This is a genomic window from Micromonospora sp. NPDC047465 (assembly GCF_040643125.1).
In the GTDB taxonomy this organism is placed as follows: domain Bacteria; phylum Actinomycetota; class Actinomycetes; order Mycobacteriales; family Micromonosporaceae; genus Micromonospora.
In genome coordinates this window covers 151,568-175,825 of record NZ_JBEYTP010000005.1, presented here as the reverse complement: position 1 = coordinate 175,825, position 24,258 = coordinate 151,568, and the positions used below count along the sequence as shown (strand labels likewise).

Annotated in this window: 22 protein-coding genes; 15 read left to right on the top strand and 7 right to left on the bottom strand. The window is 74.2% G+C overall.

All coding sequences use genetic code 11. The annotated features are described in order from the left end of the window. The first annotated feature begins 68 nt into the window (after positions 1–68). The 5 genes from ABZ793_RS07885 (at position 69) to serA (ending at position 8,405) form a co-directional block, all read left to right on the top strand. Positions 69–2,531, top strand: coding sequence for a bifunctional diguanylate cyclase/phosphodiesterase (locus ABZ793_RS07885; RefSeq protein WP_357453561.1), 2,463 nt, complete (start codon positions 69–71; stop codon positions 2,529–2,531). A 188-nt stretch (positions 2,532–2,719) separates the two neighbouring features. Beyond that, positions 2,720–4,606, top strand: a complete 1,887-nt coding sequence (locus ABZ793_RS07880; RefSeq protein WP_350704741.1) for an acetolactate synthase large subunit — start codon at positions 2,720–2,722, stop codon at positions 4,604–4,606. A gap of 73 nt (positions 4,607–4,679) precedes the next feature. Then, complete coding sequence (ilvN, locus tag ABZ793_RS07875; protein ID WP_089001623.1) at positions 4,680–5,195, top strand: acetolactate synthase small subunit; 516 nt, start codon at positions 4,680–4,682, stop codon at positions 5,193–5,195. A gap of 224 nt (positions 5,196–5,419) precedes the next feature. Continuing rightward, a complete protein-coding gene (ilvC, locus tag ABZ793_RS07870; protein ID WP_357453557.1) occupies positions 5,420–6,433 on the top strand; it encodes a ketol-acid reductoisomerase in 1,014 nt (337 codons plus the stop codon). A 373-nt stretch (positions 6,434–6,806) separates the two neighbouring features. Continuing rightward, positions 6,807–8,405 (top strand): phosphoglycerate dehydrogenase, encoded by a 1,599-nt coding sequence (gene serA / locus ABZ793_RS07865; RefSeq protein ID WP_357453554.1) that lies wholly within the window; start codon positions 6,807–6,809, stop codon positions 8,403–8,405. A 162-nt stretch (positions 8,406–8,567) separates the two neighbouring features. Here serA and ABZ793_RS07860 read toward each other — a convergent pair whose 3' ends face one another. Together ABZ793_RS07860 and ABZ793_RS07855 are read right to left on the bottom strand one after the other, a co-directional pair. Next, entirely contained in the window at positions 8,568–8,924 is a 357-nt protein-coding gene (locus tag ABZ793_RS07860; RefSeq protein ID WP_357453551.1) for a hypothetical protein, read from the bottom strand. A gap of 364 nt (positions 8,925–9,288) precedes the next feature. Continuing rightward, positions 9,289–10,134 (bottom strand): FAD:protein FMN transferase, encoded by an 846-nt coding sequence (locus ABZ793_RS07855; protein WP_357453548.1) that lies wholly within the window; start codon positions 10,132–10,134, stop codon positions 9,289–9,291. Between the two features lie 221 nt (positions 10,135–10,355). Here ABZ793_RS07855 and ABZ793_RS07850 point away from each other — a divergent pair, with 221 nt between their 5' ends. Both ABZ793_RS07850 and ABZ793_RS07845 read left to right on the top strand, forming a co-directional pair. Continuing rightward, complete coding sequence (locus ABZ793_RS07850; RefSeq protein ID WP_357453545.1) at positions 10,356–11,387, top strand: 3-isopropylmalate dehydrogenase; 1,032 nt, start codon at positions 10,356–10,358, stop codon at positions 11,385–11,387. 203 nt (positions 11,388–11,590) lie between these two features. Beyond that, entirely contained in the window at positions 11,591–12,688 is a 1,098-nt protein-coding gene (locus ABZ793_RS07845; protein ID WP_357453542.1) for a branched-chain amino acid aminotransferase, read from the top strand. A 72-nt stretch (positions 12,689–12,760) separates the two neighbouring features. Here ABZ793_RS07845 and ABZ793_RS07840 read toward each other — a convergent pair whose 3' ends face one another. The 4 genes from ABZ793_RS07840 to ABZ793_RS07825 all read right to left on the bottom strand — a co-directional run bounded on the left by ABZ793_RS07840 (position 12,761) and on the right by ABZ793_RS07825 (position 15,280). After that, a complete protein-coding gene (locus ABZ793_RS07840) occupies positions 12,761–13,498 on the bottom strand; it encodes a tyrosine-protein phosphatase (RefSeq protein ID WP_357453539.1) in 738 nt (245 codons plus the stop codon). A 54-nt stretch (positions 13,499–13,552) separates the two neighbouring features. Then, on the bottom strand, positions 13,553–14,011 hold the full coding sequence (locus ABZ793_RS07835) for a PRC-barrel domain-containing protein (RefSeq protein WP_350704752.1): 459 nt from the start codon (positions 14,009–14,011) through the stop codon (positions 13,553–13,555). Positions 14,012–14,186: 175 nt separating this feature from the next. Beyond that, positions 14,187–14,717 carry a carboxymuconolactone decarboxylase family protein gene (locus tag ABZ793_RS07830; RefSeq protein WP_350704754.1) on the bottom strand — a complete coding sequence of 177 codons (531 nt, stop codon included), beginning with the start codon at positions 14,715–14,717 and terminating at the stop codon, positions 14,187–14,189. 2 nt (positions 14,718–14,719) lie between these two features. After that, positions 14,720–15,280, bottom strand: coding sequence for a peroxiredoxin (locus ABZ793_RS07825; protein ID WP_350704756.1), 561 nt, complete (start codon positions 15,278–15,280; stop codon positions 14,720–14,722). A 341-nt stretch (positions 15,281–15,621) separates the two neighbouring features. Between ABZ793_RS07825 and cimA the strand changes: the two genes are divergently transcribed. Then, positions 15,622–17,202 (top strand): citramalate synthase, encoded by a 1,581-nt coding sequence (cimA, locus tag ABZ793_RS07820; RefSeq protein ID WP_357453533.1) that lies wholly within the window; start codon positions 15,622–15,624, stop codon positions 17,200–17,202. 84 nt (positions 17,203–17,286) lie between these two features. Here cimA and ABZ793_RS07815 read toward each other — a convergent pair whose 3' ends face one another. Further along, positions 17,287–18,282: an endonuclease/exonuclease/phosphatase family protein gene (locus tag ABZ793_RS07815; protein ID WP_357453531.1), complete on the bottom strand. Its 996-nt coding sequence runs from the start codon at positions 18,280–18,282 to the stop codon at positions 17,287–17,289. 413 nt (positions 18,283–18,695) lie between these two features. Here ABZ793_RS07815 and ABZ793_RS07810 point away from each other — a divergent pair, with 413 nt between their 5' ends. From ABZ793_RS07810 to arfB, 7 genes are all read left to right on the top strand, one after another. After that, on the top strand, positions 18,696–19,223 hold the full coding sequence (locus tag ABZ793_RS07810) for a hypothetical protein (RefSeq protein ID WP_357453529.1): 528 nt from the start codon (positions 18,696–18,698) through the stop codon (positions 19,221–19,223). A 219-nt stretch (positions 19,224–19,442) separates the two neighbouring features. Further along, positions 19,443–20,492, top strand: a complete 1,050-nt coding sequence (locus ABZ793_RS07805; protein ID WP_357453526.1) for a MoxR family ATPase — start codon at positions 19,443–19,445, stop codon at positions 20,490–20,492. Between the two features lie 29 nt (positions 20,493–20,521). Next, the gene (locus ABZ793_RS07800; RefSeq protein WP_357453755.1) at positions 20,522–21,508 is read left to right on the top strand and encodes a DUF58 domain-containing protein; all 987 of its coding nucleotides are present in this window, start codon (positions 20,522–20,524) and stop codon (positions 21,506–21,508) included. Continuing rightward, the gene (locus ABZ793_RS07795; protein ID WP_357453523.1) at positions 21,505–22,464 is read left to right on the top strand and encodes a VWA domain-containing protein; all 960 of its coding nucleotides are present in this window, start codon (positions 21,505–21,507) and stop codon (positions 22,462–22,464) included. Before ABZ793_RS07800 ends, ABZ793_RS07795 begins: the two co-directional genes overlap by 4 nt. A gap of 43 nt (positions 22,465–22,507) precedes the next feature. Beyond that, positions 22,508–23,368 (top strand): trypsin-like peptidase domain-containing protein, encoded by an 861-nt coding sequence (locus tag ABZ793_RS07790; RefSeq protein ID WP_357453520.1) that lies wholly within the window; start codon positions 22,508–22,510, stop codon positions 23,366–23,368. A gap of 110 nt (positions 23,369–23,478) precedes the next feature. Further along, the gene (locus ABZ793_RS07785) at positions 23,479–23,781 is read left to right on the top strand and encodes a hypothetical protein (protein WP_357453517.1); all 303 of its coding nucleotides are present in this window, start codon (positions 23,479–23,481) and stop codon (positions 23,779–23,781) included. Between the two features lie 9 nt (positions 23,782–23,790). After that, on the top strand, positions 23,791–24,216 hold the full coding sequence (arfB, locus tag ABZ793_RS07780; protein ID WP_357453514.1) for an alternative ribosome rescue aminoacyl-tRNA hydrolase ArfB: 426 nt from the start codon (positions 23,791–23,793) through the stop codon (positions 24,214–24,216). The last annotated feature ends 42 nt before the right edge of the window (positions 24,217–24,258 follow it).

Sequence of the window (24,258 nt, the reverse complement as noted above, 5' to 3'; positions counted from 1 at the left end):
CGCGCCGTGTCCCAAAGGATGCACACCCGGGGCCCCACGCGGGACCCTCATCCGGCACAGTTGGGGACGTGCATCTCCCCCCGGGCATGGTCGCGGCAGCGGTGCTGTGCGGGCTGGTCGCGGCGGCCGCCAGCGCGCTGTCGGCCGCCGACGCCCGGCGGCGGTCCGGGCCGCACCGGCAGGCGCACGCGCTGCTCGCCGCGGCGTCCGCGGTCGCGCTGGCCGGCCTGCTGGTCGGGCTCGCCGTGGCGTTCGCCGCCGCCGGGCACGGGGCGCACGGGCCGGACCCGCGTACGGGCTGGGCCACCGTCGTCGCGGTCGGCACGGCGGTCAGCGGGCTGCTCTTCGCCGCGGGGCTGCTCCGGCTGCCCGGCGTGGCCGCGTCGGCGGCGGCCGCGGTGCGGCTGGCGCTCGACGGCGTGGTGATGGCGGCCGCGTTCTGGTTCGTCGGCTGGGTGCTGTTCTCCGAGCCCACCCGGCTGCTCGGCGACGCCACCCCGCTGGCCTGCCCGCCGATCCTGCTGGCCACGGTCAGCGCGGCCCTGACCGCCGGGACCGCCCTCGTCGTGGCGTTCCGTGCCCCGCCCCCGCGCCGGTTCCTCGCCGGTCTCGGCGCCGGGGCCACCATGGTGACCTGCGGCGGGCTCGGCGTCGCCACCGGCCTCTGCCAGGCCGGGCCGGAAGTGGCGCTGGCCGGGGCGGGGGCGCTCGCCGCCGGCCTGGGCGCCGCCGCGCTGGCCGCACGGCGGGTGGACGCGGCCGGCCAGGCCGACCTCGACCTGATCCGCCGCGACGGCGACCACGCGTTCGTCCCGATGTTCGCGATGGCCGCCTCGGCGATGTACCACCTCCTCCAGGACGGCCGGTTCGACGCGCTCGGCATCGTCGCCGGCAGCGTCGAGGGCTTCGCCCTGGTGGCCCGGCAGTACCTGACGCTGCACGACGTGCGCGGCTACGCCCGGCGGCTCGTGGAGCGCGAGGCGCACTTCCGTGAGTTGGCGCACACCGACCCGCTGACCGGCCTGGCCAACCGGCGGGGGCTGCTGCGGGCGCTGCACCGCTGCGCCGAGGCCGGCACGCCCTGTGTGCTGCTCGGCCTCGACCTCGACGGCTTCAAGAACGTCAACGACATGCGCGGCCACGACGTCGGCGACGCGGTGCTGGCCGAGGTGGGCCGGCGGCTGCGCGGCAACCTGCGCCCCGGCGACGTGGCGGCCCGGCTCGGCGGCGACGAGTTCGCGGTGCTGATGCACGGCTGCCCGGCCGACGCGGACCGGGTCGCCGAGCGCCTGCTCGGCGTGCTCGGCCGCGCCTACGACCAGCCCGAGGGGCCGGTCTTCCTCTCGGTGAGCATCGGGTTGGCGGGCTGGGCCGGGGAGCCCGACGTGGAGCTGCTGCAGCGCCACGCCGACCTGGCGCTGCGCTACGCCAAGCAGCGCGGCAAGAACCGGATCGAGCGCTACGACGCCGAGTACGACCAGTTGCTGCGCCGGCGCACCACGCTCGAACACGAGCTGCGCGGCGCGATCGAGCGTGACGAGCTGCGGCTGGTGTTCCAGCCGGTGGCCTCGCTGCCCTCGGTGCGCCCGGTCGGCGCGGAGGCGCTGCTGCGCTGGCGCCACCCGACGCTGGGCAACGTCCGCCCCGACGAGTTCATCCCGCTGGCCGAGGAGTGCGGGATGATCGCCAAGCTGGGCGCCTGGGTGCTGCACCAGGCCTGCTACCAGCTCTCCCGCTGGCTGGCCGACGGCCACGACGTCTGGGTCTCCGTCAACGTCTCGCCGCGCGAGCTGCACGCCCCGGAGTACGTGGTCCAGGTCGCCGAGGCGCTGCGCGCTCACCACGTGCCGCCGCAGCGGCTGGTGCTGGAGGTCACCGAGCACGCCGTCGCGACCGACCTGGACGAGCTGATCCGGCGGCTGACCGCGCTGCGGCTGACCGGCGTCCGGATCGCGCTGGACGACTTCGGTGCCGGCTATTCCTCGCTGGGGCAGCTGCGGCGCCTGCCGATCGACATCCTCAAGATCGACCACAGCCTGGTCGCCGAGCACGAGCCGGTGCGGCCGGTGGACCGGGACGGCCCGGCCTTCGCGCCGATGGTCGACATCGTCATGCGGCTCGGTCACCAGCTCGGCCTGGAGGTCATCGCCGAGGGGGTGACCACGCGCACCGAGCTGGCCGCCGTGGTCGCCGCCGGCTGCCGCTTCGGCCAGGGCGCGCTGTCCGGCTGGGGCGTACCGGCCGAGCACCTGGGGGCGATGCTGAAGGCGGCCACGTCCCCCGGCGCCCGGCCGGCCCCCGCCCCGGCCCCGCCCGTGTCGCCGCCCCGGCGGCTGCCGACGGCCCCCACCTCCGTCCCGCCGGCCCCGCCGCCCCGGCGGCTGCCGACGGTGCCCGCCCCGCGCCCGCCCGAGCCCGAGTCCGGGCAGGTGGAGCGGGGTGCGCAGGCCCCCCGGACGGGTGAATCTCCGCCCTCCGTTAACCAGCATGTGGGATCAGTTGACTCATCGCGTGAGATGCGTCAGGCTTGACCGCATGTCGTCGTACCGGTCGCTGCGAGTACTTACCTGAGCGCACTCTCCCTGTCGAGAGTGCGCCGGCCCCGTGCAACCTGCACGAGGGCTTTTTTGTTGCCGTCGAACCCATCGACGGGGGCCCCGTGCCCCGCGTCACACCGCTCGAACAGCCGCACCCACTCCAGCCGAGGGGCTGAACCGCAATGACGAGACCCACGCCAGAGACACTCGCCCACTCCGCCCGGCGCGCCCGCCCGGCCGCCGAGCCCGCGACCGACGCCGACCACGCCGGCGCCACCCGCGCCGCGGCCACCCCGGCCGTCCCGGGGGTACGCACACCCGCCACGGCCCAGGTCTCCGGAGCCGGCTCGCTCGTGCGGTCCCTCGAGGCGCTCGGCGTCGACGTCGTCTTCGGCATTCCCGGCGGCGCGATCCTGCCGGCGTACGACCCGCTCTACGACTCCACGGTCCGGCACATCCTGGTCCGTCACGAGCAGGGCGCCGGACACGCGGCGACCGGCTACGCCCAGGCGACCGGTCGGGTCGGCGTGTGCATGGCCACCTCCGGCCCCGGCGCGACGAACCTGGTCACCCCGATCGCCGACGCGTACATGGACTCGGTGCCGATGGTGGCGATCACCGGCCAGGTCGCGCGGCCGGCGATCGGCACGGACGCCTTCCAGGAGGCGGACATCCAGGGCATCACGCTGCCGATCACCAAGCACAACTTCCTCGTGCAGAACGCCGAGGAGATCCCGCGGGTGCTGGCCGAGGCGTTCCACCTGGCCGCCACCGGCCGGCCCGGGCCGGTCCTGGTCGACATCCCCAAGGACGTCCTCCAGGCGCCCACCACCTTCACCTGGCCGCCGACGCTGGACCTGCCGGGCTACCGGCCGACCCTGCACCCGCACGGCAAGCAGATCCGCGAGGCCGCCCGCCTGATGACCTCCGCCCGCCGCCCGGTGCTCTACGTCGGCGGCGGCGTGCTCAAGGCCGGCGCCACCGAGGGGCTGCGCCGGCTGGCCGAGCTGACCGGGATCCCGGTGGTCACCACGCTGATGGCGCTGGGCGCGTTCCCCGACTCGCACCCGCAGCACCTGGGCATGCCCGGCATGCACGGCACCGTCGCCGCCGTCTACGGGTTGCAGAAGGCCGACCTGATCGTGGCCCTGGGCGCGCGCTTCGACGACCGGGTCACCGGCAAGCTGGACTCGTTCGCCCCGGACGCGACGGTGGTGCACGCCGACATCGACCCGGCCGAGATCGGGAAGAACCGGCACGCCGACGTCCCGATCGTCGGGGACGCCCGGCACGTCATCGACGAGCTGATCGCGGCGGTGACCACCGAGCAGTCGGCCGGCCACCGCGCCGACACCGCCGACTGGTGGACCCAGCTCGACGACCTGCGCCGGCGCTACCCGCTGGGCTACGAGGAGCCGGCCGACGGCACCCTCTCCCCGCAGTACGTGATCAAGCGGCTCGGCGAGATCGCCGGCCCGGACGCGATCTACGTCGCCGGGGTCGGGCAGCACCAGATGTGGGCCTCCCAGTTCATCTCGTACGAGAAGCCGTACACCTGGTTGAACTCCGGCGGCCTCGGCACGATGGGCTACGCGGTGCCGGCGGCGATGGGCGCCAAGGTCGGCAAGCCGGACACGGTGGTCTGGGCGGTCGACGGCGACGGCTGCTTCCAGATGACCAACCAGGAGTTGGCCACCTGCGCGCTGGAGGGCATCCCGGTCAAGATCGCCCTGATCAACAACGGCAACCTCGGCATGGTGCGGCAGTGGCAGACCCTCTTCTACGGGGAGCGCTACTCCAACACCGACCTCGGCACCCACAAGCACCGCATCCCCGACTTCGTGAAGCTCGCCGAGGCGCTCGGCTGCGTCGGCCTGCGCTGCGAGAACGCGGAGGACGTCGACAAGACCATCGAGGCCGCGATGGCCATCAACGACGCCCCGGTGGTCATCGACTTCGTGGTCGGCAAGGACGCCATGGTGTGGCCGATGGTCGCCGCCGGCACCAGCAACGACGAGATCATGTTCGCCCGGGGCGTCCGCCCCGCCTTCGACGAGGACGAACTCTGACCATGAGCGAGCGAATCATTCGGTTCCGCCCCCACCCGCGTCAGGACGCGACCGCGCGCAGCGAGGTCGTGGCATGACGATGCACACCCTGTCCGTGCTGGTGGAGAACAAGCCGGGGGTCCTGGCCCGCGTCTCCGGCCTGTTCTCCCGGCGCGGCTTCAACATCGACAGCCTCGCCGTCGGCGAGACCGAGAACCCGGACGTCTCCCGGATCACCATCGTGGTCAACGCCGAGTCGTCCCCGCTGGAGCAGGTGACGAAACAGCTCAACAAGCTGGTCAACGTGCTCAAGATCGTCGAGCTGGACCCGCAGGTCTCGGTCGCCCGGGAACTGCTCCTGGTCAAGGTGCGCGCCGACCGCGCGGCCCGGGCCCAGGTCCTGGAGACGGTCGGCCTGTTCCGGGCCCGGGTGGTCGACGTGGCACCGGACACGCTGACCATCGAGGCCACCGGCACGCCGGACAAGCTCGACGCGCTGCTGCGCGACCTCGAGCCCTTCGGCATCAAGGAGATGGTCCAGTCGGGGCTGGTGGCGATCGGGCGCGGCTCGCGTTCCATCACCGCCGGGCCCTCGCTCCGGGCCGCCTGACCCCGGCCGCCCACGCGGCGGGGCCCCCCCCCCCCCCCCCCCCCCCCGGGGGGGGGCGCGCCCCCCCCCCCCCCCCCCACCTCCCCCCCCCCCCCCCGCTTCCCCCCCCCCCCCCGGGGCCCCCCCCCCCCCCCCCCCCCCGGGCGGGGCGCCGCGCCGCCGGAAACCGCCATTCGCACAGATCCACGACGGGCCGCCCGGGCCGCCGTACGAAAGGGAAAATCATGAGCGTTGAGGTGTACTACGACGACGACGCCGACCTGGGCCTGATCCAGGGCCGGAAGGTCGCCGTGATCGGCTACGGCAGCCAGGGCCACGCGCACGCGCTGTCGCTGCGCGACTCCGGCGTCGACGTGGTGATCGGTCTGCCGGAGGGCTCCAAGAGCCGGGCCAAGGCGGAGGAGCAGGGCCTGCGGGTGGTCACGCCGGCCGAGGCGGCGGCCGAGGCCGACGTCATCATGATCCTGGCGCCGGACACGGCCCAGCGCCGCCTCTACGCCGACTCGATCGCGCCGAACCTGAAGCCGGGCAAGGCCCTCTTCTTCGGCCACGGCTTCAACATCCGCTACGGCCTGATCAAGCCGCCGGCCGACGTCGACGTGGCGATGGTCGCCCCGAAGGGCCCCGGTCACCTCGTGCGCCGCCAGTACGCCGACGGCAAGGGCGTGCCCTGCCTGGTCGCCGTCGAGCAGGACCCCAGCGGCAACGCGCTCGCCCTGGCCCTGTCGTACGCCAAGGGCATCGGCGGCACCCGGGCCGGCGCGATCAAGACCACCTTCACCGAGGAGACCGAGACCGACCTCTTCGGCGAGCAGGCGGTGCTCTGCGGCGGTGCGGCGGCGCTCGTGCAGACCGGCTTCGAGGTGCTCACCGAGGCGGGCTACGCCCCCGAGGTGGCGTACTTCGAGTGCCTGCACGAGCTGAAGCTCATCGTCGACCTCATGTACGAGGGCGGCATCGCCAAGATGCGCTACAGCATCTCGGACACCGCCGAGTACGGCGACCTCTCCCGCGGGCCGCGCGTCATCGACGCCCGGGTCAAGGAGGAGATGCGCAAGATCCTCAGCGAGGTCCAGTCCGGCGAGTTCGCCCGGGAGTGGGTCGCCGAGGACGAGGCCGGCCGGCCGAACTTCAGCAAGTGGCAGGCCGAGGGCGCGGCGCACCCGATCGAGGAGACCGGCCGCAAGCTGCGCGGGATGATGAGCTGGGTCGACCGCCCGATCACCGAGACCGCCTGACGAACACCCCCGGCGGCCCGGCCCGGGCGCTCTCCCTGACGCCCGGCCGGGCCGCCTCCTTTCCGCCACCCACCGACACCGCTCGCCGCGCCGACGCCACCCGGCCGATCCGAGCCGGAGCCACCCGCCCCGAACGGACCTCGCCCGCCTCGCCGAGGCGGCGCGGGCGCCCCGTCGTGCGCCGTTCACCGGCAGGTCGTCACCTGTTGTGAGGGCACTCACCCCACGGTCCGGGACATGCCGGCCGGCCGGCCCCCTACGATCGCGGGTAGGTGCGTAGCCGGCACCTGACGGCCATGGCACGGATCAGTGCAGGGCGCAGCGCGGCGTCCCGCAGCCCGGCCTACCGCTCTGACGACAACTACGAGGACCAATGACTCCTGTCGTACTGATCGCCGAAGAACTCGCTCCCGCCGCCATCGAGGTGCTCGCCCACGACTTCGACGTCCGCCACGTCGACGGCACCGACCGTCCGGCCCTGCTCTCGGCGCTCTCCGAGGCCGACGCCGTCATCGTGCGCAGCGCCACCCAGATCGACGCCGAGGCGATCGCCGCCGCGCCGCGGCTGAAGGTCGTCGCCCGGGCGGGTGTGGGCCTGGACAACGTCGAGGTGCCGGCCGCCACCGCGCGGGGCGTCATGGTCGTCAACGCCCCCACCTCCAACATCGTCTCCGCCGCCGAGCAGGCCGTCGCGCTCCTGCTGGCCGTGGCCCGCAACACCGCCAGCGCCAGCGCCGCGCTGAAGGCGGGGGAGTGGAAGCGGTCGAAGTACACCGGCGTGGAGATCCAGGGCAAGACCGTCGGCGTGGTCGGGCTCGGCCGCATCGGCGTGCTCTTCGCGCAGCGGATCGCCGCCTTCGGCACCCGGCTGATCGCGTACGACCCGTACATCCAGCCGGCCCGCGCCGCCCAGCTCGGCGTCCGCCTGGTGGGCCTGGAGGAGCTGCTGCGGGAGAGCGACTTCATCTCCATCCACCTGCCGAAGACCCCGGAGACCGTCGGCCTGATCGGTGAGAAGGAGCTGGCCGTCGTCAAGCCCGGCGTCCGGATCGTCAACGCCGCCCGCGGCGGGCTGGTCGACGAGCAGGCCCTGGCCGACGCCATCGCCGAGGGCCGGGTCGCCGGCGCGGGTGTGGACGTCTACGCCAAGGAGCCCTGCACCTCCTCGCCGCTGTTCGCCTTCGACAACGTGGTGGCCACCCCGCACCTGGGTGCCTCCACCGCCGAGGCGCAGGACAAGGCCGGTCTGGCCGTGGCCAAGAGCGTCAAGCTGGCGCTCCAGGGCGAGTTCGTGCCGGACGCGGTGAACGTGCAGGCCGGCGGCGTCGTCGCCGAGGACGTCCGGCCGCTGCTGCCGCTGGCCGAGAAGCTCGGCCGGGCCTTCACCGCCGTCGCGGGCGGGGTCGCCGCCAGCGTCACCGTCGAGGTGCGCGGCGAGATCGCCAACCACGACGTGTCGGTGCTCAAGCTCGCCGCCACCAAGGGGCTGTTCAGCTCGGTGGTCGAGGAGCAGGTGACCTACGTCAACGCCCCGCACCTGGCGGCCGAGCGCGGCGTCGAGGTCACCCTGGTCGCCCAGGCCGAGGCGGTCGACCACCCCGACCTGGTCACCGTCCGGGGCGCGCTGCCCGACGGGCGTACGGTCAGCGTCTCCGGCACGGTCACCCAGGCGGGCACGCGGGACGTCCTCAAGCTGACCGAGGTGGACGGTTTCGACGTGGAGATCGGCGCGGAGGGCATCCTCGTCTTCCTCCGCTACGTCGACCGGCCGGGCGTCGTGGGCACCGTCGGCACCCTGCTCGGCGAGGCCGGCATCAACATCGCGGCGATGCAGGTGGCCCGCCGGGAGGCCGGTGGCGAGACGCTGATGACCCTCACGGTGGACCAGGCGCTCGGCGCCGACCTGCTCACCTCCGCGGCGGACTCGATCGGGGCGGTCGCGGCCAGCGCCGCCGACCTGCGCGACGAGTGAGCTGAACGCACGACAACGGGGGCCCGGCGATTCCGCCGGGCCCTTCGTCGTCCGCCGGGGCGGCGGGCACGTCGTCGCGCGCGGGCCGCTCCGTGGCGGCGGGCCGTTCGACGTCTCCGTCGGGCGGTCAGCTGGCGGCGGGGACGTCGTGATGCCGGGCGGTCAGCCGGGCAGGCGCGCCGGCGGCGGGTAGACCGAGCCGTCCTGGGCGTCGAAGAGCATCAGGTCGTGCTCGCCGGCCAGCCGCTCGATGTCGAGCAGCACCTGGTCCGGGCAGGTCGGGTGCAGGTTCAGCTCGACGTGGTCGTTCGCCGCGTGCAGCGGGGCCACCGCCCACGGGGTGTCCCGCCCGGTGGGCCGGTCCGGATAGCTGGTGGTGATCGCCCGGTAGAACGCCACCACCCGCGGATCCGGGTGGCGCTCGACGTGCTGCCCCTGCCGGCAGCGCCGCACCGCGGCCCGCACGTCCTCGGGTGTCGCCCCGTCCGCCAGGGCCCACACGCTCAGATCGAAACTCACGGCGGACAGCGTGCCATCCGCCGTTCACCCCGTCGAAATCGCCCCGCCGATGGGCCTTTCCGCGCCGCGACGGTCCGGTGTGGAGACCCTTGCGTCGAGTTACGTCGATTCGCTAGCGTACCGGTGCGGTCACTGGCCGAGCTCGCGGCGTAGGCCCGTCTTCGGGTGGCGAGGTCGACGTCCGGCCGACCGGCCCGCACCCCTCGATTGCGCGAGCCACGCGCATTCGTCGCTGACCGGCCCTCACGGTCGTTGCCGAGACCGTGGGGGCCGATCGCGCTTACCGGGCCTCCGCATCGCCCGCCGCCGGGCGGCTCGGCGCGCCGCGCGGCACCCGGCCGACCGCACGGCACCGGGCGGCGGCTCAGCGGCGGTGGGCGAAGAGCGCGCGGTAGTCCGACCCGTTGCGGAACCAGACGAGACCGGCCGGCCCGGCGGCGTAGAGCGCGGTGGCGTAGGCGTCGGCGACGGCGAGGTCGGGGCCGACCACCGTCGCGGCGACCAACTGCTCGGCCGGCTCGCCCGTGTGCGGGTCCACCACGTGCCCCTGGCGGCCGCTCACCCCGGACGTGCCGACCGCGCCCGCCGTCATCTCCAGCACCAGCGGCGCGCGGCGTCGATCCGTCGGGTGGTGCACCGCCACCCGCCACGGGCCGCCGTGCGCCGCGTGCCCGCGTACGACCAGGTCGGCGCCGGTGAGCACGGCGTAGTCGTGGATGCCGGCGGCGCGCAGCCGGGCGGCGGCGCGCTCGACCGCCCACCCGCCGAGCAGGCCGCCCGGGTCGAAGCCGCCGGGCACCGCCCAGGCGTCGAACCAGCCGTCGGTGGCCGCCCGCATCGCCGCGCAGCGGTCGACCAGGTCGGCCAGCGGCGGGTACGACTCGGGGCTGATCTCGCCGCGGCGCAGCCGGGAGACCAGGCTCTCGGGCCGGCTCGGGCCGTAGGTGAGGTCGATGGCCCGTAGTTCCGCCACCGCGTCGCGCAGCGCGTCCCCGACGCCCCGGCGGCCCAGCCACTCGGGCGCGTTGAGCAGCAGCGAGTATTCCGCCGTCGAGGTCCGCACGGTGTGCTGGACGGCGATCCGGTCGCCGGTGGCCGCGCCGGGGCGGTCGACGCGGTGGCTGCGGGCGCCGAGCCGCAGGTCCGGCCGGCGGGGCTGGAAGGCCGGCTGGTCCACCCAGCGGGTCCGTGGCTGCTGGTCGATCCGCATGACAGTGCTCCCTCGCTGCCGGCGGGCCGCGTCGTCGCGGTGCCGTCGCGGGCCCCCGTGACCCGCTCGTCACCACGTTAGGCAGCGGAGATGACCCCACCATGAATGTCACCTGAGAGCCTCCTGTGCATTCCGGTTTCCCGAATGGTGGAACCTTCGTACCGGGAGGCGGGACAGCGGCGTACGGTCGGACCCAACGGCGAGGCGAAGGAGCGCAGGACGTGGCACGGATCGCGGTGGTGGCCGGGGACGGGATCGGACCCGAGGTGGTCGCGCAGGCCCGCAAGGTCATCGACGCCGTGCTCCCGGGGGTGGAGACTACCGAGTACGACCTCGGCGCCGCCCGCTGGCACCGCACCGGCGAGGTGCTGCCCGACTCGGTGCTGGCCGAGCTGGCCGGGCACGACGCCATCCTGCTCGGTGCGGTCGGCGACCCCACCGTGCCGCCGGGCGTGCTGGAGCGGGGCCTGCTGCTCAAGCTGCGGTTCGCCTTCGACCAGTACGTCAACCTGCGCCCGGCGCGGCTCTGGCCCGGCGTGGCCGGGCCGCTGGCCAGCGTCAAGCCCGGCGAGGTCGACATGGTGGTGGTGCGCGAGGGCACCGAGGGCCTGTACGCGGGCGCCGGTGGCGCGCTGCACCGCGGCACCCCCGCCGAGGTCGCCACCGAGGAGAGCCTGAACACGCGGCACGGGGTGGAGCGGGTGATCCGCGACGCCTTCGCCCGCGCCGCGCGCCGCGAGCGGCGCAAGGTCACCCTGGTGCACAAGACGAACGTGCTCACCCACGCCGGCTCGCTGTGGGCGCGCGCGTTCGAGGCCGTCGCCGCCGAGCACCCCGACTTGTCCACGGAGTACCAGCACGTCGACGCCGCCGCGATGTTCCTGGTCACCCAGCCCCAGCGCTACGACGTGGTGGTCACCGACAACCTGTTCGGCGACATCCTCACCGACATCGCCGCGGCGGTCACCGGCGGGATCGGGCTGGCGGCCAGCGGCAGCATCAACCCCGAGGGGGCCTACCCCTCGATGTTCGAGCCGGTGCACGGCTCCGCGCCGGACATCGCCGGGCGCGGCGTGGCCGACCCGGTGGCGGCCGTGCTCTCGGCCGCGCTGCTGCTCGACCAGCTCGGGCACGCCGACGCCGCGGCCCGGGTCACCGCCGCGGTCGGCACGGAGCTGGCCGGCCGGGCCCCGGGCGTACCGCTGCGCACCGAGGAGGTCGGCGACCGGCTGGCCGGGTACGCCGCCTCCTGAAGCCGGCGGGCCCGCCCCACCGGGGCGCCCCTCCCCGTCCGCCGCCCGTCCGGCGCCACCGGCGCCGCGGCGGGTCACCCGTCCGGCGCCGTCGATGCGCCGGGCGTAGCTACCCCCTGAACGACCGTTCGGGGTAAGTTTCTCGCACCATCTTTCTCGGCATGCGGACCCGTGTGCCGTCCGTCCCCAGGGAGGTCAGCGCGATGAGCGGTGGTGACAAGCTCGACTTCGAGATCCGTCCGAATCCCGCGCCGGTATCCGTCGCCGACCGGGCCGCCCTGCTGGCCAACCCCGGGTTCGGCCGGGTCTTCACCGACCACATGGTCACCATCCGTTACGCCGACGGCAAGGGCTGGTACGACGCCCGGGTCGAGGCGCGCGCGCCGATCCCGATGGACCCGGCCGCCGCGGTCCTGCACTACGCGCAGGAGATCTTCGAGGGACTGAAGGCGTACCGGACGCCCGACGGCGGGGTCACCATGTTCCGGCCGGAGGCCAACGCCGCCCGGTTCGCCGCCTCCGCCCGGCGGATGGCGATGCCGCCGCTGCCCGAGGAGGCGTTCGTCGACTCGCTGCGCCGGCTCGTCGAGGTCGACCGGGACTGGATTCCCGAGGGCGAGGACGGCAGCCTCTACCTGCGTCCGTTCATGTTCGCCAGCGAGGTGTTCCTCGGCGTCCGCCCGGCCAACGAATACCTCTACGTGGTGATCGCCTCGCCGGTCGGCGCGTACTTCTCCGGCGGGGTCAAGCCGGTGACGGTCTGGGTCTCCCCGGACTACACCCGGGCCGCCCCCGGGGGCACCGGCGCGGCGAAGTGCGGCGGCAACTACGCCGCCTCGCTGGTGGCCCAGGCCGAGGCGATCGAGCACGGCTGCGACCAGGTGGTCTTTCTCGACGCGGTGGAGCGCCGCTACGTCGACGAGCTGGGCGGCATGAACGTGTTCTTCGTCTACGACGACGGCACCGTGGTCACCCCGCCGCTGACCGGCACGATCCTGCCCGGCATCACCCGGGAGTCGGTGCTCGAGCTGGCCGCCGGCGCGGGGCACCGGGTCGAGGAGCGGCCGGTGAGCTTCGCCGACTGGCAGGCCGACGCGGCCAGCGGCCGGCTCCGCGAGGTGTTCGCCTGTGGCACCGCCGCCGTGATCACCCCGATCGGGCAGGTGCGCTTCCCCGACGGCGAGTTCCTGGTCGGCGACGGCGGGCCTGGCCGGGTCACCATGGCCCTGCGCCAGCAGCTCGTCGACCTCCAGCGGGGCGTGGCCGACGACCCGCACGGCTGGGTCCGGCGCATCTTCTGACCCGTACGCCCGAGCGTGCCGCCCCCGTGCCGTCCCGGCGCGGGGGCGGCGTCGCCGTCGGCCGCGCCCGCGTCAGTCGAGCAGGTGGTCGCGGAGGGCGGTGAGCTGGGCGTCGGTGACGCCGGCGTGGCGCAGGTAGCCCTCGACCGAGCCGTGGGCCGCCCGCAGCTCGGCGAGGAAGAGCGTCATGGCCTCGGCGGGACAGGTCAGCACCGGCAGGGTGTGCCCCGCCTGCTGCCCGGTGGCCTCGAACCAGGCGCGGTACCGCTCGCCGGCCTCGGTGCTCAGCGCGTAGTCGGCGGCGATCTCGTCGTCGTCGACGCCGAGCACCGCGAGGGTGAGCCCGCAGACGATGCCGGTGCGGTCCTTGCCGGCGACGCAGTGCACCACCACGGGCGCGTTGGCGCTGTCGGCGATCAGCCCGACGGCCTCGGCGAGCCCGGCCGTGCCGGTCTCCGCGAGGTCGGCGTACCGGTCGGCCAGGTAGCGGGCCAGGTCGCTGCCCGGCTGGTAGGGCCGCTCGCCCCACTCGGCGTGCTCCGGGTGGATGTTGCGCCAGGTCAGGCCGTCGAATTGGGGAATCCGGCCGTCGCGTTCCACCTCGTAGGGGCGGCGCAGGTCGATGACCGTGCGCACGCCGAGGGCGGCGAACGCCTCCCGGTCGGCGTCGTCGATGCGGTGCGGCGAGTCGGAGCGGTAGAGCCGGCCCCGGCGGACGGTGCGCCCGTCGTGGCCGGAGTGGCCGCCGACGTCGCGGAAGTTGAACATCGTGGCGAACGGGATCCTGCGGTTGACCTCGGGGGCGTCCACGTTGACACGGTAACGGTCTCCCGCGGGTGGCGGGAGACCGTCGCGCGCCGGTGACTACCGGGCGGTGCCGGGCGGGATCGCCGAGTACGTCTCGCCGTAGTAGCCGCCGAGCCGGTCCCGGTAGGTGGGGTCGGTGTCGGCGGTCTCGTCGTACTCCGGGGCGGCCTTGATCTGGTCCTTGCTCCGGTCGACGTGGACCTTGCGCTCGTCGTGGTCGACGTGGTTCACCGTGCCGGCCGGGATCATGACCTTCCGGCCGAAGATCCACGGGCCGGTGTCCACCACCAGGTAGCTGTCGTTGACCTCGTGGCTGGCATTGTCGATCTTGCCGATGCCGCCGTCGCTGGCCTCGACCTTGTAGCCGACCAGGTCGGCGTCGGCCACCCGCGCCGTGTCCCGGTAGCGCCACGGGTCGAACGTGCCGGCGGGCGCGCCGCCGGCGAACTCGCCCTGGCCGCCGTGGCGCACCGGGTCCGGGCTGCCGTGCGTGCTGTGCGGGTCGAGCCTGTCCATGTGACAACTCCTGCCCCGACTGTCGCCAGTCGTCTCGCCGGATCGAGTCCTCGTCCTCGGAGGAGCTACCCGGGCGGTCGCCGCCGGAAACGGCGGGGGACCGGCGGTGGGCCGGCGCTGGAGACGGCGGTGGGCCGGCGCCGTCGTGCGGCGCCGGCCCATCGGGGCGTACGCGTCAGGCGAGCGCGGCCTGGGCGTCCAGGGTGACCGCGGCGGCGTGCACGACGGCGGCGATGCGCAGCCCCTCGTGCACCTGCTCGCGGCTGAAGCCCGCGCCGCGCAGGGTCTTCTCGTGCGACTCCAGGCACACGCCGCAGCCGGTGATGGCCGAGACGGCCAGGCACCAGAGCTCGAAGTCGGCCTTCTCCACGCCCGGCTTGGCGATGATCTGCATCCGCAGCCGTGCCGGGATCGACTGGTACTGCTCGTCGCCGATCAGGTGCTTGGCCCGGTAGTAGACGTTGTTCATCGCCATGATCGCGGCGGCGCCCTTGGCCGCCTCGATCGCCTCCGGCCCGAGGTGGGTGGCCGCCTCGTCGGCGATCTCCCGCAGCACCACCGGGTTGCGCGCGGCGACGGCGCAGGCCAGGGCGGTGCCCCACGCCTGCTCCGGCTTCAGCGTGCTGGTGCCGATGGTGGAGCCGAGGTTGAGCTTGATGTCCTTGGCGTACTCCGGCAGAGCCGCCTTGACCGCGTCCAGACCCACGGTCAGGCCCCGGCGCCGGCGAGCAGCTTGGTGGCGTCCAGGGTCTCGCCGCCCTTGTTCCAGTTGCACGGGCAGAGCTCGTCGGTCTGCAGGGCGTCGAGCACCCGCAGCACCTCGGAGACGTTCCGGCCGACCGAACCGGCGGTCACCATGACGAACTGGATCTCGTTGTTCGGGTCGACGATGAAGGTCGCCCGCTGGGCCACGCCGTCCTCGCCGAGCACGCCGCAGGCGGCGGTCAGCTCGCGCTTGATGTCGCTGAGCATCGGGAACGGCAGCTCGCGCAGGTCCGGGTGGTCCTTGCGCCACGCGTAGTGGACGAACTCGTTGTCGACCGACACGCCGAGGACCTGGGCGTCCCGGTCGGCGAACTCGTCGTTCAGCCGCCCGAACTCGGCGATCTCCGTCGGGCAGACGAAGGTGAAGTCCTTCGGCCAGAAGAAGACGACCCGCCACTTGCCCTCGTGGGACTTGTGGTTGATCGTCTCGAACGCCTTCTCGGCGTCCAGCGACACGCAGGCGGTGAGTTCGTACTCGGGGAAGCGGTCACCGACAGTGAGCACAGGTCCTCCTTGACAGTGGCACGAGGCCGGTAAAACTGGATCGGTTCCAGATACTTCCTCAGTGCTGTTTCCGCCTGGCGGCGGCCGGGTTACTTGTGAAGTGGATCACCAGCTTCCGGTTCCGCCCGCGTACGGGGGCCGGCCGGGGTATCGCGACCCTCCGTCACCGTCCCGTCATGTGGACTATGCCTCCCAAAACCAGTGCTCGGGTGGCAGAGTAGCGATCGTGACCAGCACCTACCTGATTATTCGCACCTAGCGCGCCGGCCTCCCCCTCCGCCGAGCGCGCAGACCTCCCGCATCCGCGGGGGGTCTTTTTGTTGCTCTCGAAAGGATCCCTGATGACCTTCCAGGTGTACGACACGACGCTGCGCGACGGTGCCCAGCGCGAGGGGCTCAGCTATTCGGTGGTCGACAAGCTCGCGGTGGCGCGGCTGCTCGACGAGCTCGGGGTCGGCTTCATCGAGGGCGGCTGGCCGGGCGCGGTGCCGAAGGACACGGAGTTCTTCCGCCGGGCGCGCAGCGAGCTGGACCTGAGACACGCGCTGCTGGTGGCGTTCGGGGCCACCCGCCGGGCCGGGGTGCAGGTCGCCGACGACCCGCAGGTGCGCGGTCTGCTCGACGCGCAGACCCCGGCGGTCGCCCTGGTCGCCAAGGCCGACCTGCGGCACGTCGAGCGGGCGCTGCGCACCACCGCCGGGGAGAACCTGGCGATGGTCCACGACACCGTGGCGCACCTGGTGGCGGAGGGTCGCCGGGTCTTCGTCGACGGCGAGCACTTCTTCGACGGCTACCGGTCCGACCCGGCGTACACGGCCTCCGTGGTGGAGACCGCGCTCGCCGCCGGCGCCGAGCGGTTCGTGCTCTGCGACACCAACGGTGGCATGCTGCCCTCGCAGGTGAGCGCCGCCATCGCCGACCTGACCGCCCGGCTGGGCGTGGGCCCGGAGCTGCTCGGCATCCACTGCCAGAACGACACGGCCTGCGCCGTGGCGAACACGATCGCCGCCGTCGAGGCGGGGGTGCGGCATTTCCAGGGCACCGCGAACGGCTACGGCGAACGCCCCGGCAACGCCGACATCTTCGCCGTGGTCGCCAACCTCCAGCTCAAGCTCGGGCTGCCCGTCCTACCGGAGGGCTGCCTGGGGCAGATGGTGCGGGTCTCCCACGCCATCGCCGAGATCGCCAACATCGCCCCCGACACCCACCAGGCCTACGTCGGGGCCGCGGCCTTCGCCCACAAGGCGGGGCTGCACGCGAGCGCGATCAAGGTGGATCCGCTGCTCTACAACCACGTGGACCCACAGGTGGTGGGCAACGACATGCGGATCCTCGTCACCGAGATGGCCGGCCGGGCCAGCGTCGAGCTCAAGAGCCGCGAGCTCGGCCTGGACCTGGCCGGCCATCCGGAGGCGCTGTCCCGGGTGACCGGGCGGGTCAAGGAGCTGGAGGCCGACGGCTGGTCGTTCGAGGCCGCCGACGCCTCGTTCGAGCTGCTGGTCCGCGCCGAGCTGGACACCGCGCCGCCGAGGCCGTTCACGCTGGAGTCGTACCGGGTGCTGGTCGAGCACCGGGAGGACGGCGCGGTGGTCTCCGAGGCGACCGTCAAGATCCGCGTACGCGGGGAGCGGGTGATCGCCACCGCGGAGGGGAACGGCCCGGTCAACGCCCTGGACGAGGCGCTGCGGGCCGGGCTGGCCCGGCACTACCCGCAGCTGCGCGACTTCGAGCTGGCCGACTTCAAGGTGCGGATCCTGGAGGGCAGCAGCGGCACCGGAGCGGTGACGCGGGTGCTGCTGGAGACCGCCGACCGCAACGGCCGCGACTGGACCACGGTCGGCGTGCACCCCAACGTCGTCGAGGCGAGCTGGCACGCCCTCGTCGACGCCCTCACCTACGGCCTCGACCGCGCCCGGGTCTGAGGCGGCCCGGTCCCGGCGCCGCCGGCCGCGCTCGGAGGCCGGTGGATACCGCGCGGGCACCGGCCACCGTGGCGGGCCGGCGGGTCAGCCGGCCGGCAGGCGCAGCTCGGCCAGGACGGCGCGGTGGTCGCTGCCCGGCACCCGGTGCACGGCCACCGCCCGTACGGCGATCCGGCGGTCGACCAGCACGTGGTCGATGGTCACCGGCGGGATCGGGTCGCCGTCGTAGGGGCCCCAGGTGCCGGTGAGGCCGGCGCCGACCTCGTCGGCGGCGTCGACGTAGCCGGTGGCCAGCAGGGCGCGCAGCGGGGCGTGGTCGAGGGTGGCGTTGAAGTCGCCGGCCAGGATCCGCAGCGGCCCGTCCGGCGTCGCGGGCGGCTGCGCGGCCAGGTCGGTGCGCCAGTGGCCGACCTGGTCCACCGCGTAGGGCGCCGCCGGGTGCGCCGACTCGACCCGCACCGGCGGCGCCCCGGGCACCGTCACCGTGCCGTACGCCTGGTCGAAGCCCCAACCGCCGCGATTGCGCCGGACGCCGCCCTCGTCGACCGGGAACCGGGCGTAGAGCCCGGAGCCGACCGTGCCCGGCTGCGGGTCGAGGTGCCGGTGGGGGAGCAGCCGGTCCAGGCCGAGCCGGTCCAGCTCCGCCGCGGCCCCGGGGGTGAACTCCTGCACGGTGAGCACGTCGACGCGGTGCCGCTCGACCAGGTCGACCAGCGCCCGCGCGTCGGCGGCCCCGGCGAGCAGGTTGGCGGTCAGCACCCGCACCGTCGGCCCCGCGGCCGAGGGCTGCCCGGCGGGCAGGGCCCGGGGCGCGACCACGGCCACCAGCGCCGTCGTGACCACCGCCGCGACCACCGCGGGCCACCGGCGCCGCAGCGCGAGCGCGAGCACCAGCGGCAGCAGGCTCCCGGCGGCCACGTACGGGGTGAAGGCCAGTAGTTGGACCAGCGGCCCGTGGTCGAGGCCGGCCAGCCGCAGGGCTGCCCAGGCGACCCCGGGCGCGACGGCCGCCCAGCAGAGCGCGGTGCCCGGTCGTCCCGCCCGGCTGCCCGTCACCCGTTCCGCCGCCCCGGTGGTCATGGCCGCGCCCCGGTGGTGATGGGCGCGCCTGGCGTGATCATGGCTGGAGAGTAGCCCGGCCCCCCGCGCACCGCGGCCCCGTCGCCTCCGTCACGCCCATTCGTGAATGCCGGGGCATTCGCTTTTCACAAATTGTCGACGACCGTCGAACGATTTGGCGAACCGTGATCAACTATTGACGTCCGGCTTTTTGCGATGCTACGTTCCAGTGGGTTGAGACGTCGAAACTCTGAGTAGTAATACCTGCTCAAGGCCGGTGGAAATCGTCGAGACGGCAACATCTATGGTGCGGCCTGAAGTGCGGGCTTCCGGCGGTTGTCGCTCATTTTTCCGGCCCCAGAATGGAAATCTGCCGCCCCGTGGCAACGCGGGAGCGGCCGAAGCCGCACGGTCAACAAAAGGGAGACCCTGTCATGACCACACTCTTCCGACGCAAGGCGGTGGCGGTGGCCTTCGCCGCCCTGGCGCTCACCCTGGCCGGGGGCGGCGTCGCCGTCGCCCAGCCGGCGGCGAAGGCACCCGCCGAGGTCGCCCAGCCGTCCCTCCGTCAGCCGGGCGGCGGCAGTCAGCCGGCGGTGACGCCCGCCGAGGCCCGCAAGGCCAAGGCCGCGCTGGCGCAGGGACCGTCCACGCAGGCGACCGCGCCGGGCACCATCTCCTTCGCCGTCGTCAGCAGCGGTGGCACGCTGCTCCGCGGCTCGCCCGAGGCGGTCTCCGCCACCAGGTACGGCCCCGGGCAGTACCAGGTCCTGTTCACCTACAACGTCACGCTGAAGGGCTTCCAGGCCACCATCGGCACCACCGACCCGTTCAACGTGCCGCCGGGCGGGGAGATCTCGGTGGCGCCACGGCTCCAGACGCCGAACGCGGTCTTCATCCAGACCCGCAACTCGTCCGGCAGCCCGTCCGACCGGCCCTTCCACCTGGCCATCACCAACTGACGCACCCGCTGACGCGCCGGCCCCCACCGCCCGTGGGGGCCGGCGCCACGCGGCGGACCACCGGCGGTCGAGTCGGGTACGCGGGTGCCCCCGCCGGTGTGTGGCCGGCCGCGTCGTCGCTGCCGGCCCGGGAGGCTCGTCCCGGTTCGGGCCGGTAAGGACCGCCCAGGCGCTGATAATCCGACGTTTGTCCGAGGGCCGCCACGGGAAGCAAGCACCGTGACGGACATCTCGGACACCCTGGCCAGCGTGCCCAGCCCGGCCGATCCCGACGCGAGTTCCGCCGAGCTGGAACAGACCCTCTTCGAGGTCAAACGCGTGATCGTCGGGCAGGATCGGCTCGTCGAGCGCCTGCTCACCGCCCTCGTCGCCGACGGGCACTGCCTCCTGGAGGGCGTGCCCGGGGTGGCCAAGACCCTCGCCGCGCAGACCCTCGCCACCGTGGTCGGCGGCACCTTCTCCCGGATCCAGTTCACCCCCGACCTCGTCCCGTCGGACATCGTCGGCACCCGGATCTACCGGGCGTCGAAGGAGACCTTCGACATCGAGCTGGGCCCGGTCATGGCCAACCTGGTGCTCGCCGACGAGATCAACCGCGCCCCCGCCAAGGTGCAGTCCGCGCTGCTGGAGGCGATGGCGGAGCGCCAGGTCTCCATCGGCGGGCGCAGCTACGCCGTGCCCGACCCGTTCCTGGTGCTGGCCACCCAGAACCCGATCGAGTCCGAGGGGGTCTACCAGCTGCCGGAGGCGCAGCGCGACCGGTTCCTGATGAAGATCGTGGTCGACTACCCGAGCGACGCCGACGAGCTGGCCATCCTCTACCGGATGAGCGCCGACCGGCCCACCGCCCGGCGGGTGCTCGACCCGCAGCGGCTGCGCGACCTCCAGGCCCGCGCCACCCACGTCTTCGTGCACCACGCCCTCGCCGAGTACGTCGTCCGGCTCATCCTCGCCACCCGCGACCCCGGCCGGTTCGGCCTGCCGGAGATCGCCCCGCTGCTCGCGTACGGGGCGAGCCCCCGGGCCACGCTCGGGCTGGTCGCCGCCGCCCGGGCCCAGGCGCTGCTGCGCGGCCGGGAGTACGTGCTGCCCGAGGACATCCGCGAGCTGGCCGTCGACGTGCTGGCCCACCGGCTGGTGCTCTCCTTCGACGCGGTCGCCGACGGGGTGTCCGCCGAGTCGCTGGTGCACCGGCTGGTCGAGGCGGTGCCGCCGCCCCGCGTCGCCACCGGCCACCCCGAGTTCGCGACCGACCTGGCGGCGGCATGAGGTGGCGCGGGGCCACCGCGCCGGCGTCCGTGCCGGCCGACCCGGGGCTGGCCGACCTCGCCCCGGACCGGCGGCTGCGCCGGCTGGAACTGACCGTCACCCGACGGCTCGACGGCCTGCTGCACGGCCGGTACCGCGGCCTGCTCCCCGGGCCGGGCAGCGAGCCGGCCGGCAGCCGGGAGTACCGCCCCGGTGAGGACGAGGTGCGCCGGATGGACTGGGCGGTGACCGCCCGGACCACGGTCCCGCACGTCCGCGAGGTCGACGCCGACCGGGAGCTGACCACCTGGCTGCTGGTGGACGCGAGCCCCAGCATGGAGTACGGCACCGCCGAGCTGGACAAACGCGAACTGGCCGTGGCGGCCGTGGCGGCGGTCGGCTTCCTCACCGCCGGGGTCGGCAACCGGCTCGGCGCGCAGGTGCTCGGCCCGGCCGGGCTGCGTCGCTTCCCGCCCCGCAGCGGGCGTACCCACCTGCTCGGGCTGCTCCGGGCCCTGCTGACCGCGCCGCGCGCCGGCGCGTACGACGAGCGCCGCCCGCCGCCCGGCGGCCCCGACCTGGCCGACGGGCTGGCCGCCGTGCACCGGGTGGCGCTGCGGCGCGGCCTCGTGGTGGTGGTCTCGGACTTCCTCGACGGCCTGCCCGACGACCCCCGGCACGCGCCGGCCTGGGAGGCGCCCCTGCGCCGGCTCGCCGTGCGGCACCAGGTGCTCGCCGTGCAGGTCACCGACCCGCGCGAACTGGAACTGCCGGACGTCGGCCTGATCACCCTGGTCGACCCGGAGACCGGCCGGACGCGGGAGGTGTGGACCGGCGACCCCCGCCTGCGCGAGCGGTACGCGGTCGCCGCTGCCGCCCAGCGCGACCAGGTGGGCCAGGCGCTGCGCCGCAGCGGGGCGACCCACCTGCCGCTGCGTACCGACCGCGACTGGAGCGCGGACATCGTGCGCCACGTGCACGCCCAGCGGCGGCTGGTGGCGGCCCCGGCCGGCGCGGCCCGGGGAGGTGCGTTGTGATCTGGCAGTCACCCGTCCGGCTCTGGCTGCTGCTCGGGGTGCTCGCCCTGGCCGTCGGCTACCTGCTGGCGCAGCGCCGGCGCAGCCGGTACGCCGTCCGCTTCACCAACCTGCGGCTGCTCGACCGGGTCGCGCCGCAGCGGCCGACCTGGCGGCGGCACCTGCCGGCCGGGCTCTTCCTCGCCATGCTGGCGCTGCTGGTGGTCGGCTTCGCCCGGCCGACGGCGGAGGTGCGGGTCCCCCGCGAGCGGGCGACGGTGATGGTGGCCGTGGACGTCTCGACCTCGATGCTCGCCGGCGACGTGGAACCCGACCGGCTCAGCGCCGCCAAGGAGTCCGCCCGGCGCTTCGTCGACAGCCTGCCCGACGAGTTCAACGTCGGGTTGGTCGCCTTCGCGGGCAGCGCGGCGGTGCTGGTGCCGCCGAGCACCGACCGGGAGGCGCTGCACGAGGGGGTCGAGCGGCTGGTCGAGGGGGCCACCGGGGTGCAGGGCACGGCCATCGGCGAGGCCATCAGCACGTCGCTCGGCGCGGTGAAGGGCTTCGACAGCCAGGCGGCCAAGGATCCGCCGCCGGCCCGGATCATCCTGCTCTCCGACGGCGCGAACACCTCCGGCATGGACCCGATGGAGGCGGCGGCCGACGCGGTGACCATGAAGGTGCCGGTGCACACCATCTCGTTCGGCACCCCCGGCGGCACGGTGGACCGGGGCGGCCGGCCGATCCAGGTGCCGGTGGACGGGCAGACCCTGCGCGCGGTCGCCGAGGAGACCGGGGGCGGGTTCCACGAGGCCCACACCAGCGACGAACTGCGTGCCGTCTACGACGACATCGGCACCTCGGTGGGCTACCGCACCGAACGGCAGGACGTCTCGGCCCGCTTCATCGGCCTGGGACTGGTGTTCGCCATGGGCGCCGCGGCCGGCTCGATGCGCTGGTTCTCCCGACTGCCCTGACCCGTACGGCCACCGCCGAGAAGAACACGTGAGGAGCGTACGCATGGCAGTGCAGACCGGGTTGGGCGAGCCGCGCGGCCCCTGGTTCATCTCGCCGGAGCTGGACCCGGACGGGCGCTCCCGGTGGGACGGGCCCGGGTCGGACCGTGGCCCGGCCGGATGGCGCCGGCACGGGCGGCTGCTGGCCGGGCTGGTGGTGGTGGCCCTGTCCACCGCCTCCGGCGCGGTGGCCGGCGGCGTGGTGGCCAGCCGGGACGGTGCGCCCGGCCCGGCGGCGGCCTCGGCGGCCCCGGTCCCGGCGGAGCTGGTGACCGCGGCCGAGAAGACCGTGCCGGGGGTCGTCTCGGTGCTCGTGGGGGGCGGCGGGGCCTCGGCGACCGGCTCCGGCTTCGCCGTCGACGACCAGCAGCACATCATCACCAACGACCACATCCTGGCGAAGGGCGGTGGCGGCTCGGTGACGGTGGAGCTGCCGGACGGGCGGCGGTTCGCCGCCGAGGTGGTCGGCCGGGAGCCGCGCAGCGACCTCGCGGTGCTCCGGGTGCCCCCGTCGGCCGGCCTGGCGGCGCTGCCGCTGGCCAAGCCGGGGTCGACCCGGGTCGGCGAGCCGGTGCTGGCGGTCGGCTCGCCGCTGGGGCTGGCCGGCACCGTCACCGCCGGCATCGTGAGCGCCCTGGACCGGGAGGTGCGCCTCGGCGACAACCGGCACACCGCGGTGCAGACCGACGCCTCCATCAACCCGGGCAACTCGGGCGGCCCGCTGGTCAACGCGCGCGGCGAGGTGGTGGGGGTGAACACCGCGATCGCCACCATCGACGGCAACGGCTCCATCGGGATCGGCTTCGCCATCCCCATCGAACAGGTGCAGAAGACCGCCGACACGATCATCGGAAAGGGCGGCTGAGCTGCCCTCATGCCCGCCCGGACCGCCGTGGGAACGTGAGAACTGTCGGATACCCGGCGCGGAATGATCGGACAATGGAAATATTACGCTGAGTGTGGATACTGGCGTGGGTGGAGCGTCCTGTCATCGTGGCCCTCCTGCTGGTGGGCCTGATCATCGGAACCGGTGTCGGGTCGGCGTACGCCCGGGCGCGACGCGGGTGGGCCGACTACCAGACCGTCAAGAAGACCGTGCCCGGTGCCCGGCGCACCGCGTGGCTGCTGATCAAGGTGGCCACCACGAAGATCGGGGTGATCGCCCTGCTGCTCGTCGGGGCGGTCGCGTACGCCGCCGTCGACTCCGACGCCGAGCCCGCGCCACCCGGCCCGACCCCGAGCCCGTCCGCCACCCCGAGCACCTCGCCGGGGCGTTAGCCTCGAGGTGTGGACGACGGACTGCGGGTGACCGACCGGTGGGTCGTCCCCGCCGCTGAGCTGCGGGAACGCTTTTCCCGCTCGTCCGGCCCCGGCGGCCAGGGCGTCAACACCACCGACTCCCGCGTCGAGCTGAGCTACGACCTGGGCGCCTCGCCCGGGGTGCCCGAATCGCTGCGGGCGCGGGCGCTGGACCGGCTCGCCGGGCGGCTCGTCGACGGCGTGCTGACCGTCACCGCCAGTGAACACCGGGCGCAGTTGGCCAACCGGGAGGCGGCCCGGGAACGGCTGGTCGCGCTGCTGCGCGAGGCGGCGGCCCCGCCGCCCCCGCCCCGCCGGCCGACCCGGCCCTCGCGCGGGGCCAAGGAACGCCGGCTGGCCGAGAAGAAGCGCCAGTCGCAGCGCAAGCGCGACCGCCGCGTCGACGGCGACTGACGGACGGCCGCGGCGACCGGCGGGCAGGGCGGCCGAGGGGCC

What these genes read in the sequence shown, in the direction of transcription:
- ilvN (WP_089001623.1), top strand. Translation starts at nt 4,680, where the DNA reads ATGACGATGCACACCCTGTCCGTGCTGGTGGAGAACAAGCCGGGGGTC.
- cimA (WP_357453533.1), top strand. Translation starts at nt 15,622, where the DNA reads ATGACCTTCCAGGTGTACGACACGACGCTGCGCGACGGTGCCCAGCGC.
- ilvC (WP_357453557.1), top strand. Translation starts at nt 5,420, where the DNA reads ATGAGCGTTGAGGTGTACTACGACGACGACGCCGACCTGGGCCTGATC.
- serA (WP_357453554.1), top strand. Translation starts at nt 6,807, where the DNA reads ATGACTCCTGTCGTACTGATCGCCGAAGAACTCGCTCCCGCCGCCATC.
- ABZ793_RS07810 (WP_357453529.1), top strand. Translation starts at nt 18,696, where the DNA reads ATGACCACACTCTTCCGACGCAAGGCGGTGGCGGTGGCCTTCGCCGCC.
- ABZ793_RS07880 (WP_350704741.1), top strand. Translation starts at nt 2,720, where the DNA reads ATGACGAGACCCACGCCAGAGACACTCGCCCACTCCGCCCGGCGCGCC.
- ABZ793_RS07815 (WP_357453531.1), bottom strand. Translation starts at nt 18,282, where the DNA reads ATGACCACCGGGGCGGCGGAACGGGTGACGGGCAGCCGGGCGGGACGA.
- ABZ793_RS07855 (WP_357453548.1), bottom strand. Translation starts at nt 10,134, where the DNA reads ATGCGGATCGACCAGCAGCCACGGACCCGCTGGGTGGACCAGCCGGCC.
- ABZ793_RS07790 (WP_357453520.1), top strand. Translation starts at nt 22,508, where the DNA reads ATGGCAGTGCAGACCGGGTTGGGCGAGCCGCGCGGCCCCTGGTTCATC.
- ABZ793_RS07835 (WP_350704752.1), bottom strand. Translation starts at nt 14,011, where the DNA reads ATGGACAGGCTCGACCCGCACAGCACGCACGGCAGCCCGGACCCGGTG.
- ABZ793_RS07845 (WP_357453542.1), top strand. Translation starts at nt 11,591, where the DNA reads ATGAGCGGTGGTGACAAGCTCGACTTCGAGATCCGTCCGAATCCCGCG.